This window comes from Eggerthella sp. BIOML-A4, assembly GCF_009875575.1.
Taxonomy (GTDB): Bacteria; Actinomycetota; Coriobacteriia; order Coriobacteriales; family Eggerthellaceae; genus Eggerthella; species Eggerthella lenta.
Window position 1 is genome coordinate 206,423 of sequence record NZ_WWRX01000004.1, and the last position, 12,831, is coordinate 219,253.

A 12,831-nucleotide genomic window follows, 5' to 3' on the forward strand; every position below is an offset into this window, starting at 1 on the left:
CGTTCCTTATCGATGGTCTGAAGATTCGGCGAATCCCGCACATTGCGGGCTTTACCTTAAAGCAGCTTTAAGGTTTAGAGTACCATGCGGAAAAAATCTCAGCAAATTGCATATCGGAGCGACATGACATGATTACTAGAGGCATGCTCAAAGAGTATTTGAAATACATCGTCCCCACGATGATCACGTTCACGCTGGGCGGCGTGTACAGCATCATCGACGGCGTGTTCGTGGGACACGCGGTAGGAGACGCGGGCCTGGCCGGCATCAACGTAGCCTTCCCGCTGGTGGCGTTCATCATGGCCGTGGGCACGGGCGTCGGCATGGGCGGCGGCGTGATCTCGTCCATCGCGCGCGGCGCCGGAAACGAGGCGAAGGCGCGGCGCGCCATGGGCACCACGCTCACGATGCTCGCGCTGTCCGCCGTGCCCATCATGGCGCTGCTGTTCACGCTGGCGACGCCCATTTGCGAGCTTTTAGGAGGCCAGGGCGAGACGCTGGCGCAGGCGGCGGCGTACACGGGCGTCATCGCCTGGGGCGTCCCGTTCCAGATCCTCGTGACCGGCTGCACGCCGCTTATCCGCAACCAGGGGAAAGTGGCCTACGCGATGGCCGTGCAGGTGTTCGCCGGCTTGATGAACGTGGCGCTTGACTACGTGTTCGTCATCTTGCTGGGCATGGGCACCGCCGGTGCGGCGGCGGCCACCGTGGTCTCGCAGGTTTCGGCGTTTCTGCTGGTGCTGGGCTTTTTCCTGAAAAGGGAGAACCGCATCGCCGTGGCCGACTTGCGTCCCGACCGGCATATCGCGCTGCATGCGCTGCGGTTGGGGCTGGCGCCGTTCGGGCTGACCCTTTTGCCCGAGGCCACGGTGGTGGCCATCAACGTGAACCTGTCGATGTACGGCGGCGAGCAGGCGCTGGCGGCCTACGCAGTGGTGTCGTACACCGCCTGCGTCATCCAGATGCTCATCCAGGGCGTGGGCGACGGCTCGCAGCCGCTCATCTCCAAGCACTACGGCGCGGGCGACGCCGACGGCGTGCGCCGCTTCCGCAACACGAACTACCTGATCACCATCAGCCTGGGCGTGTTGGGGTTGGCGGCCATGTACCTGCTGCGGAATCAGGTGCCGCTGCTGTTCGGGGCGTCCGACGAGACGGCAGGGCTCATCGCGTACGCGCTGCCCGTCTTCTCCACCGCGTACGTGTTCTACGGGTTCACCCATGCGTCCACTTCGTATTTCTACGCGGTGGACGACGCGAAGGCGTCGAGCGCCATCGTGTACGGCGAGGCGCTGCTGGTCGTCCTCATCGTGTTCGGCGCGGCGCGCCTGTTCGGGCTCGACGGCATCTGGCTGTCGGTGACCGCCGTGCAGATGGTGCTGTCCGTGGCGGCCGCCGCTCTGCTGCGCTACCGTCATCGCGCGCGTCGGCCCGATCGCGCGGCAGAGCCCGCGGCAAGCGAGGCCTGCTAGCGGGCGCCCTGTCATCCTGAGCGAGCGCAGGGAGGCCCCGCGCAGCGGGGACGCGAAGGATCCCGTGCGGCGCCAGCCGTGAGATTCCCCGCTGGCGCCGCACGGGATCCTTCGACTTCGCGGCTTCCGCTGCTTCGCTCAGGATGATGCGGGGTCGAGCTCTTGCTCGACGAGGGGCTTGAGGTAGCCGTAGCCTTCGGCGTCCATGCGCGCGTAGGGCACGAAGCGCAGCGCTGCGCTGTTGATGCAGTAGCGCAACCCGCCCGTCTCGGCCGGGCCGTCGGTGAACACGTGGCCGAGATGAGCATCGCCCGCACGGCTGCGGACCTCGGTTCGATAGGTGCCCAGCGGCCGGTCGAGGCGCTCGGTGACCACCTCGCGCGCGATGGGGCGCGAGAAGGCGGGCCAGCCGCATCCGGCATCGAACTTGTCGGCCGAGGAGAACAGCGGCTCGCCGCTGGTCACGTCCACGTAGATGCCCGGTTCGAACGTGCGGTCGTAGGCGTTGCGGAAGGGCGGCTCGGTAGCGTTCATGCGCGTAACGCGGTACTGGTCGGCCGACAGCATGCGGCGCAGCTCGTCGTCGGAGGGGGCGGCGTAGCCCGCCTCGCGGATGAGCGCGTCCACGTCCGCATCTGCAAGGCCGTCTTCGTTGCGCGGCCCGTCTGCGCGACGCGACACGGACGGCGCGGGGATGTCCTCGCGCTCGACCGCGCCCGCCGTCGCGGCGCCCTCGCCCAACGCGAGCGGTTCGCACAGCCCGTCCACCTGCACGCAGGCCCGGCCTTCCTCGAGTCCCATGCGCTCGGCGAACGCGTCGGCGCTGCGAACGTCGATGTGGCAGTAGCCGCCCGGGTTCTTCTCGAGGTAGTTCTGGTGGTACTCCTCGGCGGGGTAGAAGCCGTCGAGCGGCTCCACCTCGGTGACGATGGGGCTCGTATAGCGCGCCTGCTGGCGCAGCAGCGACGCCTCGATGGCGGGCAGGTCGGCCTCGTCGGTCCAATAGATGCCCGAGCGGTACTGGGTGCCGCGGTCGTTTCCCTGACGGTCGACCGACGTGGGGTCGATGGCCTCGAAGAAGGCGTCCAGCAGCACGTCGGTGGGCAGCACGCGCGGGTCGTAGGTTACGGCCACGGTTTCGGCGTGACCCGTGTTCCAGCGACATACGTCGTGATAGCTGGGGTTCTCGGTGGAACCGTTCGCGTAGCCGACGACGGTTCCGCGAACGCCCGGCAGTCGTTTCAGATAGGCTTCGAGCCCCCAGAAGCATCCTCCGGCAAGATACAGGGTGCGTAGCTCGGCGGGGGTTTCGCTCCCTGCCGAATCCGCGTTCGTCATGTTGCTCGCGTGATTCATGCCCGGTCCTTTCGATAGCGATCGCATTCATGGTAGTGCGGAGGGGGCGGACGCGGGGCGCATGCTGGAATCCGTCACGCATGCGTTGCCGGTCGCGCTCCGTTCCTGCCGTTTTAGCGCATATTGGTGCCAAGTTTGTGACATTTAGGCGACGTACCTTATACTTACACTCGGAAAACACGGATACCCGCGAAACCAGGAGGCATGCATGACCGAGGAAACCGCGAGCAACGAAACATCTGCCGCGTGCAAGGCGGCATCGACGAACGACGTCATCGACGTCGCCGTCATCGGAGCCGGTCCGGCCGGGCTCACGGCGGGACTGTACGCCGCGCGCGCAGGCTTGAACGTGGTGCTGTTCGAGCGCATCTCGCCGGGCGGACAGCTTGCTCAGACCGAGCACATGGAGAACTACCCGGGCTTTCCCGAGGGAACGGGAGGCTTCGAACTGGCCTTCGCCATGAAGCAGCAGGCCGATCGTTTCGGCGCGAGCAACGTCGGCGAAGAGGTGGTGTCGGTCGACTTCACCCAGAACCCGAAGGTTCTGACCACCGCGTTCAACGAGTACCGCGCCAAGAGCGTGATCATCGCCACGGGCGCGCGCCCGCGCAAGCTGGGACTCGAGCTGGAGGAGGACCTGCAAGGGCGCGGCGTGTCGTACTGCGCCACGTGCGACGGCAACTTCTTCCGCGACAAGGAGGTCATGGTGGTGGGCGGCGGCAACACGGCCGCGGGCGACGCCATCTATCTGTCGCGCATTTGCAAGAAAGTGTACCTCGTGCACCGGCGCGACAAGCTGCGCGCCACGGCCATCTACCACAAGCGCCTGGAGGACCTGCCGAACCTCGAGTTCGTGTGGAACGCCGTGCCCCGCAAGCTCGTGGCCGACGAGGGCAAGCTGGCCGGCGTGCGCCTCGAGATGCTCGAGACGGGCGAGGAGCGCGACATCGCCGTGGACGGCCTGTTCGTGGCCGTTGGCACCGAGCCCAACACCGAGTTTCTGGGCGGCGCGCTGCAGTGCGACGAAACGGGATACATCGTGGCCGATGAGTCGTGCGCGACCGAGGTGCCCGGCGTGTTCGCCGCGGGCGACGTGCGCACGAAGTTCCTGCACCAGGTGGTGACCGCCGTGTCCGACGGCGCCGTCTGCGCCGAAGAGGCCGCAGAGTATCTGGCGATCTAGGATAAGATGCGGATCGACGGTCGATCTGCTATCATAAACCAGTTACAGCATAGGCGCCCGCTCCGCATGCTTGGAGCGGGCGTTCTTGGCGCGCGGGGCGCGCGAGCACGGGAACCACGTCGAAAAGGACAGCACCCATCATGCAGGATAACGATATGCGCGAGAAGCTGACGAAGATCATCGAAGCCTACGAGGATGTGCAGGCGAAGATGGGCGATCCGGCAGTCCTCGCAGATCAGAAGGAATACAACCGCCTGGCCAAAGAGTACGCCAACCAGGGTCCTCTGGCGAAGAAGGCGCGCGAGTACGTGCAGGCGGCCGACGATCTGGCCGAAGCCAGGGAGATGCTGGCCGATCCGGACATGAAGGAATTCGCGTTGGAGGAAATCGCCGGCATCGAGGCGAAGCTGCCGGCGCTCGAAGAGGATATCAAGTTCATGCTGATCCCGGCCGACCCGGCCGACGACAAGGACATCATCGTAGAGATCCGCGCAGCTGCCGGCGGCGACGAGGCGGCCATCTTCGCGGGCGAGCTGTACAAGATGTACGAGCGGTTCGCGAGCGCGCAAGGCTGGAAGACCGAGACGATGGACATGTCGGCCTCCGAAGCCGGCGGCTTCAAGGAGATCCAGTTCAAGGTCAAAGGCGACCACGTGTACTCGGTCATGAAGTTCGAGAGCGGCGTGCACCGCGTGCAACGCGTTCCGAAGACCGAGAGCCAGGGCCGCATCCACACCTCCACGGCCACCGTGGCCGTGCTGCCCGAGGCCGACGAGGTGGAGGTCGAGATCAACGAGAACGATCTGCGCATCGACGTGTACCGCGCCGGCGGCCCGGGCGGCCAGTGCGTGAACACCACCGACTCGGCCGTGCGCATCACGCACCTGCCTTCGGGCCTCGTGGTGCAGTCGCAGGATCAGAAGTCGCAGCTGCAGAACAAGATCGCGGCCATGGCCGTGCTGCGCGCCCGTCTGTACGAGAAGATGTTGGCCGAGCAGCAGGCCGCCGAGGGCGCGAAGCGCCTCGCGCAGATCGGATCGGGCGACCGCTCCGAGAAGATCCGCACGTACAACGGCCCGCAGGACCGCGTGACCGACCACCGCATCGGCTTCAACGGCACGTACAACGGCGTGCTTCTGGGCGACGGCCTGGGAGACGTGATCACCGCTCTGCAGGCCGCCGACCGCGCGCAGAAGCTGGAAGCCGCGGTCTAGATTGAACGACATCTGGACCATTCAGGCCGCCCTTGATTGGACGGTGGGCTACCTCGAGCGCAAGGGCGACGAGAACCCGCGGCTGTCCGCGCAGTGGCTGCTGTCCGAAGCGACCGGCCTTTCCCGCATCGAGCTGTACGCGAATTTCGAGCAGCCGCTGTCGATGGAGGAGCGCGATGTGCTGCGCGCCTACGTCACGCGCCGCGGCAAGGGCGAGCCTCTGCAGTACATCACGGGCGAGGTCGGATTTCGCCATATCACGGTGAAGGTTCGCCCCGGCGTGCTGATCCCGCGCCCCGAGACCGAGGTGCTGGTCAGTGAAGCCTTGGCGCTGCTGCCGGCGGCGCCGAAGCGGGTGGCGCAGCATGCATGGCCGGAAGACGACCTTCCCCCTGTCCCTTGGCCGGAAGGCGAAGCCGGGGAGCAACGCCCCGAGCGAACGGCCGACCAGGGCGTCGCCGAGGATGAATCGACGCCGGCCGTCGCCTCGGGTGAACCCGCTCCCGAGCCCCCCGAGCTGCTCGTGGCCGACCTCTGCACCGGTTCCGGCTGCATCGCCTGCTCCGTCGCCTACGAGCATCCGCTCGCGCGCGTGGTGGCGACCGACATCGTGCCCGAGGCCGTCGCGCTCGCTCGCGACAACGTGGCTGCCCTCGAGCTGGGCGACCGCGTCGAGGTGCTGTCGTGCGATCTGGGCGAGGGCGTCGATCCTACGCTCATGGGCGCGTTCGACCTCGTGGTGTCCAACCCGCCGTACGTGCCCACGGCCGTCATGGACGATATCCCCCGCGAGGTGGCCGAATTCGAGCCTGCGCTCGCGCTCGACGGCGGCGCCGACGGGCTTGACGTGCTGCGCCGCCTGCTTCCCTGGTGCCGCCGCGCCCTCAAGGAGGGCGGCGGCTTCGCCTTCGAGCTGCACGAGACCTGCCTGGACGAGGCCGCCCGCCTTGCCGAAGAGGCCGGCTTCTCCGATGTTCGCGTCACGGCCGATCTCGCCGGGCGCCCCCGCGTCCTCACCGCCCGAAAGCGCGCCGTGTAGACGGATCTTCGGGGCGGCGCGGTTTCCGTGCGAGCCCCGGCGCTTCCGGCAGGACGCGGCGTCCCGCGCGGGCAGGACAGGCTTATGCGCTGCCGGTTGCACGGTTTCGCCCTCGGATGTGCGGCAAAAACGAGGTTTTGGCAGTCATCGGCCGGTTCCCAGCTCCTTCTTCGAAGGATGCCGAAGCGAAACCCCAGGTCGCGGTTCGCGATCCCTGCAAAACGCGGTGTCCGGGCGGGTCGTCGGTGCCAAAACCTCGATTTTGCTGCACGTGACCCCAGCGAAACGGTGCGCGAGGCCCGTCGGCGCCGCCTCCGCGCAAAATCGGCGCTCGTGGAACCCGCCGGAACTGCCGAACCCGCGCCGAACCCGCCGAGATCGCTGCTGCGAGCGTCCGTCCGTCCCGGACGCTCGCGCGTGGACGGCTATAATAGGACGAAACCTACGAACGGAGGGCTTCCATGCTTGAACGCAACATCCTCGACGACAACCTGACGCTTTCGGCCTACGTGCTGCGCCAGCGGCTGGAAGGTCGCGAACCGACGATCGGCCTCGTGCTGGGTTCGGGCCTGAATCCGCTGGCGAACGAGATCGCCGATGCGGCGAGCATCCCCTACGCGGAGGTGCCGCGCATGAAGACGAGTACGGCCGAAAGCCATGTGGGCCGCTTCGTCTGCGGCACGCTGGGCGGCAAGTGCGTGCTGGCCATGCAGGGTCGTCTGCACGCCTACGAGGGGAACAGCGCCCAGGAGGTGGCCTACCCGGTGTGGCTCATGGAGCGCCTGGGCGTGCGCACGCTTATCACCACGAACGCGGCCGGTGCGCTCAACCCGAACTACGAGGTGGGCGATTTCTGTATCATGGCCGATCAGATCAATTTCACGGGGCGCAATCCCATCGCCGCGCCCGACCCGGCGAACTTGTCGGACCGCTTCTTCTCCATGCTGGACGCGTTCGACCCCGAGCTGCGCGCCATCGCCCACGACGTGGCGGCCGAGCGCGGCGTGCGGGTGCGAGAGGGCGTGTACCTGGGCGCGCTCGGACCCAGCTTCGAGACGCCGGCCGAGATCCGCATGTTCCGTTCGTGGGGCGCCGATACGGTGGCGATGAGCGTGTGCGAGGAAGTCATCGCCGCGCGGCACGTGGGGATGCGCGTGCTGGGCATCTCGCTGGTGTCGAACATGGGCTGCGGCATCGAGGGCGCAAGCCCCACGGGACTCGAGGTGCTGGACGTGGCGAAGACGCGCGAGGGCGATTTCTCGCGCCTGATCACGGGCATCGTCGAGCAGCTGTAGTAGGAGAGGGGGAGCCGCTGCGAAGGAAGCGGCTGTGAAGGGAGCGCCGGCGCGAGCGGCTGCGCATGCGCCGGCGCTCCGTGCTGGCGCCTTACGCCTCCAGCAGTAGATCCCCTTCGGCGATGAGGCCGGCCTTGCGCATGAGCGCGCCCACGGCCCAGGCGATAAGCGCCGGCAGAACGAAGCAGACCAGCGCGAGGCCGATCCAGTCGAACGCGCCGGGCGCGGCCGCCCCGGCCTCCATGCCCGATATCCAGCCGGTGTACACGCCGATGGGGCCTACGAGCCCGCACGTTCCCATGCCCGATGCCACGGCGGGTCCGTTCTGGCTCAGCTGGAACACGCACGTGGCCACCGGCCCGGTGACGGCCGAGGCGACGATGGCCGGCACCCAGATCAGCGGCTTCTTCACGATGTTTCCCATCTGCAGCATGGAGGTTCCCAGACCCTGCGACAGCAGGCCGCCCCAGCGATTCTCGCGGAAGCTCAGCACGGCGAAGCCCACCATCTGGGCACAGCACCCTGCCAGCGCCGCGCCGCCCGCGAGCCCCGTCAGCCCGAGAGCGGCGCAGATGGCCGCCGACGAGATGGGCAGCGTCAGCGCGATGCCGATGACAACCGACACGATGACGCCCATGAAGAAGGGCTGCAGCTCGGTGGCCCACATGATGAACCCGCCCACCGACGAGGCCAGCGCGCCGATCCACGGTGCAGCCATCAGAGCCAGCCCGCAGCCTCCTAGGATGGTGACGGCGGGCGTGACGATGATGTCCACTTTCGTCTCCTTGGACACGGCCTTGCCCAGCTCGGAGGCGACCACGGCGACGACCAGCACGGCCAAGGGGCCGCCCGCGCCGCCTGCGTCGTTGGCGGCGAAGCCCACAGCGGCCAGCGAGAACAGCACGAGCGGCGGGGTGTGCAGCGCGTATCCGATGGCGATGGCCATGGCCGGCCCCGCCACGCTTTTGGCGAACGTGCCGATTTGGTTGAAGAACGCCAAGCCCGAAAGATCGCCCACGGTGCTCAGGATGGTGCCGATGAGAAGCGAAGCGAACAGACCCTGCGCCATGGCCGACAACGCGTCGATGGCGTAGCGTTGGAAAGTGACCTCGATATCCTTGCGCTCTAGAAACGCTGCGACAGTTGATGCCATGATACCCCGTCCCCCTTGGTTCGACCTGCATGTTCGTATGAGGAACCATAGTAGGCGAAACGGGCGGCGCGGGGAACCGTTGATTCCCGATCGGCGGCAATTCCGCCCGCGCGCGGCGCGTTTTGAAAGGAAAAACCCGGGCAGGAACCGTGCCATTCGGGACGCCCTTTTGAGCGTTTGGGGATGCGGGGCGCGAGGGGCGCGCATTCGGGTACAATCGGAGGCCGACTGAGACACCGAGAAGAGATGCGGGAAGCGAACCCTATGAACCAACGACTTGCATTGCACGTGCTGGCCAGCGGAAGCCGCGGCAACGCGGCCGTAGTCGAGGATACCGCCACGGGCAAGGGCGTGCTCGTGGATTGCGGCATCTGCAAGCGCGATTTCTTCGCGCGTTGCGACGAGGCCGGGTTCGATCCGGCGAACCTCGAGGCCGTCCTCATCACGCACGACCATACCGACCATACGAAGGGCCTCGGCGTGGTGCTGCGCGGCCTGGCGAAGCTGGGCATCGAGCCCGCGGTGTTCGCCGACGACGCCGTGCGCGCGGCCAGCAAGGAGATCATCGTGCTGGAGGGCGCATGCGACCTACGGGCGTTCTCCTCGGGCGACGCGCTGTCGCTGGCGGGCATGCAGGTGCACGCCTTCCGCACGTCTCACGACGCGGCATCGTCGTGCGGGTTCCGGGTCGAGGCCGACGGAGACGCGGTAGGGTTCATGACCGACACGGGTATCGTCACCGGCGAGGCCGACGAGGCGTTGCGCGATGTGCGCATCCTCGCACTGGAGAGCAACCACGATGTGCAGATGCTCAAAGACGGGCCCTACCCGTATCCGGTGAAGCGGCGCGTGGGCTCGGATACGGGCCACTTGTCGAACGTGCAGGCCGCAGACGAGCTGGAGGCGCTGTTGAGCGACGCGCTCGAGCAGGTGGTGGCCATGCATATCTCGCAGAACAACAACACGTACCGTCTGCCAGGCGAGGCGCTGACCGCCGTGGTTCGGCGCGCCGGGCATCCGGCAACGGTGCAGGTCGCGTATCAGACCATGCTGGTGAGCGCGCGCTGAGGCGCGCTCCGCTCAGGATGACAGGAGGGCCGGATCCTGAGCCAGCGCTACATGATCCGCTGCATGCGGGCGATCTGCGCGAAATAGACGATCGAGGCTACGACCTCGACGGCGATGATCGTGAGCACGCCGGCCGTGCTGATCTGCTCGAAGGCGTACAGCGCGAGCGCCGCCAAAGGCGCAAGCATGGAGAACGCCTCGAAGGCGCACAGTCCCGCTTTCCCGTTGATGGCCGCATTGCGCTCGTCGCCCTGCTCGATGATCTGCTGCGGCGTGGGCTTGTGGGCCAGCGCGAAGGCGCCGCAAACGAGCAGCGCGGCCGCGCATCCGGCGAAGCCCCACACGCCCTTCGCGGCGATGGGCAGGACCGAGGAGATCCCGCCGAGGTCGAGAGCCAGCGCGACGGCGACGATCGCGCAGGCGATTCCGATGGACAGCGTGAGGACAGCGGACTTCCTATTCATGGTCTTCCTCCTGGTAGATGAACACGTCTTCGATCTGCAAGCCGAAGCGGCGGGCTATTTTGAACGCGAGCAGGATGGAAGGGTTGTAGCGCCCCTTCTCGAGCGAGCTGATGGTCTGGCGCGACACGCCCAGCTCCAACGCGAGATCCTCTTGCTTGATGCCGCGCGCCTTGCGGATCTCCTCCAACCGGTTCTCCATGGCGCTCCTCTCCGATGCGAATATGTAAAGCTAGCTTTCCATCAAGTATAGACCCCTGCGCCAGCAATGTAAAGCATGCTTTCCATAAAAGAAAAGCGCGCCCATCGGGCGCGCTGAATGGCGGGGAGAGCGGCGGACTTTACGCGGCCGCCGTGTAGGACCAGAGGCCGGTGGCTTGCGAGATGATCTCGTCGAACGTCCAATGGCGGCTTGTCCGATCGCGGCTGAGCGGATCGACCACCGCCAGTTCGCCGTGCTCGTCGATGCCGGTGACCACGATGTAGGTGTCCGACGATCCGAACGAGCCTGCTTTCATGGAGGCGATGATGGGACGGTCTCCCACGAGCTCGCGTCGCATGGCCAACTCGTTCGCATCGATCTCTCGCGATGCGAGCCCTAGTTGGGCTGCGCCGTCGGTCAGGAGCCCGGTGGCTTCAACGGTGTCGGCATAGCCGCTGCTCTGCGAGAGGGAGGCCACTTCGACGGGCCCCATGCTGGCGTCCCCGGTGGCTTCGATGCGCACCATGGCCAGGCACAGCGGGGCGGCGCCCGCATCGCCGACGGTCCTCGATCCGTAGGGGCGATCGGCCCATTGCGGGTCGTCCTGATACAGGGTGGGCACGACGCCTTGTTCCCATGACGATCGAGGGGTGCTGAAGCCGTCTTCGGCGGTGGCGGCGTCGGCCGATCCTATGAGGGGAAAGGCTCCGTCGTCGATCGCGGCGGACAGGGCGTGCGCGGCGAAGATTCCGAGAAACGCAGACAGGACGGCGACGAGCACCATGGCGAACACCGCTTTGAGCATGCGCTGCGGCTCGACGCTTCGGCTTGCTTGGCTGGCGGCGGTGGTTGAGCTTGCGCATACGGGGCGCACCGTCTCGGAGGGAGCGTAGGTCCTGATGCAGGTGGAACGTTTCGGCGCGGATGCGTAGCGGATGCCGTGCGTGCGGTTCGGGAGGCTGCGGCGTTCCGTCGCGTACGGGTCGGAGCGGTAATCGGAGCTGGCGCTTTGGGAAACGAAATAGAGTAAGCCTCGATACGGCATGAACGCCTCCTTTCGGATAGAGGGGTGAAGATAGGTCGAACCGCTCCTCGCGCTCGGCGGGAAGCGGTTCTCGGGTTCGTTCGCGTGAGGCGAGTCTAGTCGCCGTATGGGGTTTCTCGTGCGAGCTGGGACGATCGTTTCCCCTCTATGGGCGATCGGTCAGCAATCCGACAAGTTATCGGCTGGGATGCAAAGGTATTCGAAATGATGGAGGTGCGCCGGGGAGGACGAGTTTCCGGCTTCGGTTACTCGATCACCCAGGTTCCGAGGAGGGCGAAGTGGTCCGAGCCCTGCACGTTGACGGTCTCGAGATCGCCGACGGACATACCGCTGTTCTTCGAGTACACGATGTGGTCGATCTCGATCATGGGCGGCACGGGAACCATGGCATAGTGGGGTTCCGACGGATACGTCATGTGGAAGCCTTCGCCCGCTTGCTCGGAGGCGTCCACCAGCGTGTCTCCCAGCATCTTGCGGTAGCGGGAGTGATCCCAGGTGGAGTTGAAGTCTCCCATGATCAGGTATTCATCGCTGTATCGGCGCAAGGTTCCCAAGTTGGTGAGGCTCTCGTTCCAGAAGCCGAGCGTGCCCGTCTTGGGCGATGTGGGATGCGCGCTGACGAGGCGCACCTCGTGGGATCCGGCGGTTATCGTGCAGGCCGGCACGGCAGATCCGGTGAGGGGCAAGATGCTTTCCGAAGCGTTGCGCATGGGCGCGAGCGTGTAGATGACGTTGACGCCGCCGTTGTCGCCCGCTCCTGCCAAGCCGATGACGCGCGAGGGCAAAAGCTCGTCCAGTCCGGCGGCGGAAAGCCGTTCGATCAGCGAGCCGCTGACCTCTTGCATGGCGAGTACTTCCACGTGCTGGTCGCGGACGATCGAGACGATCTGCTCGGCATCGGCGTTTCCGTTCTTCGTGTTGAGCGTCATCACGCGCATGACGGTGTCTCGCGGGGTGGTCTGCTCCGGGACGGCTTCGACCGCCTCCTCGGCGATGCGGGGCGCGGGCAAGAAGAAGCCGACATGCCACACGATCTGGCAGACAAGGCAGAGAACGGTGACGGCGGAAAGTACTTTCCGCCTGGTCAACGCTGCGATTATGAGAACGAGGACGCTGAGAAGGGCCAGCCACGGGATGAATGCTGCCGCCTCCGGGATGAGCCTGCCGTTGCTCAGGGCTGAAGGTGCGAAGCGTGCGGCCATGATGACGACAACGCATGCCGTGACCGCCCATAGCAGCGTCGATATCGCTATGCGGACGGGGGAGCGTCGGGGCCGCTGCGTCGAGGTCGTTTTGCTATGCGCCGGTGCCGGGTTCATAATCGCTCCTGCTTTGTTTTCGGA

The 12,831-nt window shown here is 66.3% G+C and carries 12 protein-coding genes; 6 read left to right on the top strand and 6 right to left on the bottom strand.

The features are described 5' to 3' along the window. Nucleotides 1-128 precede the first annotated feature (128 nt). The gene (locus GT613_RS04930; protein WP_009304249.1) at nucleotides 129-1,472 is read left to right on the top strand and encodes an MATE family efflux transporter; all 1,344 of its coding nucleotides are present in this window, start codon (nucleotides 129-131) and stop codon (nucleotides 1,470-1,472) included. A gap of 138 nt (nucleotides 1,473-1,610) precedes the next feature. Here the strand turns inward: GT613_RS04930 and msrA are convergent, their stop codons facing one another. Next, nucleotides 1,611-2,828 (bottom strand): peptide-methionine (S)-S-oxide reductase MsrA, encoded by a 1,218-nt coding sequence (msrA, locus tag GT613_RS04935; protein ID WP_161172522.1) that lies wholly within the window; start codon nucleotides 2,826-2,828, stop codon nucleotides 1,611-1,613. A gap of 208 nt (nucleotides 2,829-3,036) precedes the next feature. On the opposite strand from msrA, the gene trxB reads away from it, so the two are divergent. The 4 genes from trxB (at nucleotide 3,037) to GT613_RS04955 (ending at nucleotide 7,559) form a co-directional block, all read left to right on the top strand. Then, complete coding sequence (trxB, locus tag GT613_RS04940) at nucleotides 3,037-4,011, top strand: thioredoxin-disulfide reductase (protein WP_009304251.1); 975 nt, start codon at nucleotides 3,037-3,039, stop codon at nucleotides 4,009-4,011. A 140-nt stretch (nucleotides 4,012-4,151) separates the two neighbouring features. Beyond that, on the top strand, nucleotides 4,152-5,225 hold the full coding sequence (gene prfA, locus GT613_RS04945; protein ID WP_009304252.1) for a peptide chain release factor 1: 1,074 nt from the start codon (nucleotides 4,152-4,154) through the stop codon (nucleotides 5,223-5,225). Nucleotide 5,226: 1 nt separating this feature from the next. Then, the gene (locus tag GT613_RS04950) at nucleotides 5,227-6,264 is read left to right on the top strand and encodes a HemK/PrmC family methyltransferase (RefSeq protein ID WP_015760832.1); all 1,038 of its coding nucleotides are present in this window, start codon (nucleotides 5,227-5,229) and stop codon (nucleotides 6,262-6,264) included. A gap of 461 nt (nucleotides 6,265-6,725) precedes the next feature. Beyond that, nucleotides 6,726-7,559 carry a purine-nucleoside phosphorylase gene (locus tag GT613_RS04955; RefSeq protein ID WP_009304254.1) on the top strand — a complete coding sequence of 278 codons (834 nt, stop codon included), beginning with the start codon at nucleotides 6,726-6,728 and terminating at the stop codon, nucleotides 7,557-7,559. Nucleotides 7,560-7,650: 91 nt separating this feature from the next. On the opposite strand, the gene GT613_RS04960 is transcribed toward GT613_RS04955, so the two are convergent. After that, entirely contained in the window at nucleotides 7,651-8,712 is a 1,062-nt protein-coding gene (locus GT613_RS04960; protein ID WP_015760831.1) for a PTS transporter subunit IIC, read from the bottom strand. A 264-nt stretch (nucleotides 8,713-8,976) separates the two neighbouring features. Between GT613_RS04960 and GT613_RS04965 the strand changes: the two genes are divergently transcribed. Next, a complete protein-coding gene (locus GT613_RS04965) occupies nucleotides 8,977-9,780 on the top strand; it encodes an MBL fold metallo-hydrolase (protein WP_035585138.1) in 804 nt (267 codons plus the stop codon). Nucleotides 9,781-9,827: 47 nt separating this feature from the next. On the opposite strand, the gene GT613_RS04970 is transcribed toward GT613_RS04965, so the two are convergent. From GT613_RS04970 to GT613_RS04985, 4 genes are all read right to left on the bottom strand, one after another. Beyond that, the gene (locus tag GT613_RS04970; RefSeq protein ID WP_015760829.1) at nucleotides 9,828-10,244 is read right to left on the bottom strand and encodes a hypothetical protein; all 417 of its coding nucleotides are present in this window, start codon (nucleotides 10,242-10,244) and stop codon (nucleotides 9,828-9,830) included. Continuing rightward, nucleotides 10,237-10,443 (bottom strand): helix-turn-helix transcriptional regulator, encoded by a 207-nt coding sequence (locus tag GT613_RS04975; RefSeq protein WP_009304258.1) that lies wholly within the window; start codon nucleotides 10,441-10,443, stop codon nucleotides 10,237-10,239. Before GT613_RS04975 ends, GT613_RS04970 begins: the two co-directional genes overlap by 8 nt. A 139-nt stretch (nucleotides 10,444-10,582) precedes the next feature. Continuing rightward, the gene (locus GT613_RS04980; RefSeq protein ID WP_009304259.1) at nucleotides 10,583-11,488 is read right to left on the bottom strand and encodes a papain-like cysteine protease family protein; all 906 of its coding nucleotides are present in this window, start codon (nucleotides 11,486-11,488) and stop codon (nucleotides 10,583-10,585) included. Nucleotides 11,489-11,733: 245 nt separating this feature from the next. Beyond that, on the bottom strand, nucleotides 11,734-12,807 hold the full coding sequence (locus GT613_RS04985; RefSeq protein ID WP_015760828.1) for an endonuclease/exonuclease/phosphatase family protein: 1,074 nt from the start codon (nucleotides 12,805-12,807) through the stop codon (nucleotides 11,734-11,736). Nucleotides 12,808-12,831: the final 24 nt, after the last annotated feature.

Bases quoted from the DNA above. Each gene is read 5' to 3' on its own strand.
- GT613_RS04960 (WP_015760831.1), bottom strand. From the start codon at position 8,712: ATGGCATCAACTGTCGCAGCGTTTCTAGAGCGCAAGGATATCGAGGTC.
- GT613_RS04970 (WP_015760829.1), bottom strand. From the start codon at position 10,244: ATGAATAGGAAGTCCGCTGTCCTCACGCTGTCCATCGGAATCGCCTGC.
- msrA (WP_161172522.1), bottom strand. From the start codon at position 2,828: ATGAATCACGCGAGCAACATGACGAACGCGGATTCGGCAGGGAGCGAA.
- GT613_RS04965 (WP_035585138.1), top strand. From the start codon at position 8,977: ATGAACCAACGACTTGCATTGCACGTGCTGGCCAGCGGAAGCCGCGGC.
- GT613_RS04955 (WP_009304254.1), top strand. From the start codon at position 6,726: ATGCTTGAACGCAACATCCTCGACGACAACCTGACGCTTTCGGCCTAC.
- GT613_RS04980 (WP_009304259.1), bottom strand. From the start codon at position 11,488: ATGCCGTATCGAGGCTTACTCTATTTCGTTTCCCAAAGCGCCAGCTCC.
- prfA (WP_009304252.1), top strand. From the start codon at position 4,152: ATGCAGGATAACGATATGCGCGAGAAGCTGACGAAGATCATCGAAGCC.
- trxB (WP_009304251.1), top strand. From the start codon at position 3,037: ATGACCGAGGAAACCGCGAGCAACGAAACATCTGCCGCGTGCAAGGCG.
- GT613_RS04930 (WP_009304249.1), top strand. From the start codon at position 129: ATGATTACTAGAGGCATGCTCAAAGAGTATTTGAAATACATCGTCCCC.
- GT613_RS04985 (WP_015760828.1), bottom strand. From the start codon at position 12,807: ATGAACCCGGCACCGGCGCATAGCAAAACGACCTCGACGCAGCGGCCC.
- GT613_RS04975 (WP_009304258.1), bottom strand. From the start codon at position 10,443: ATGGAGAACCGGTTGGAGGAGATCCGCAAGGCGCGCGGCATCAAGCAA.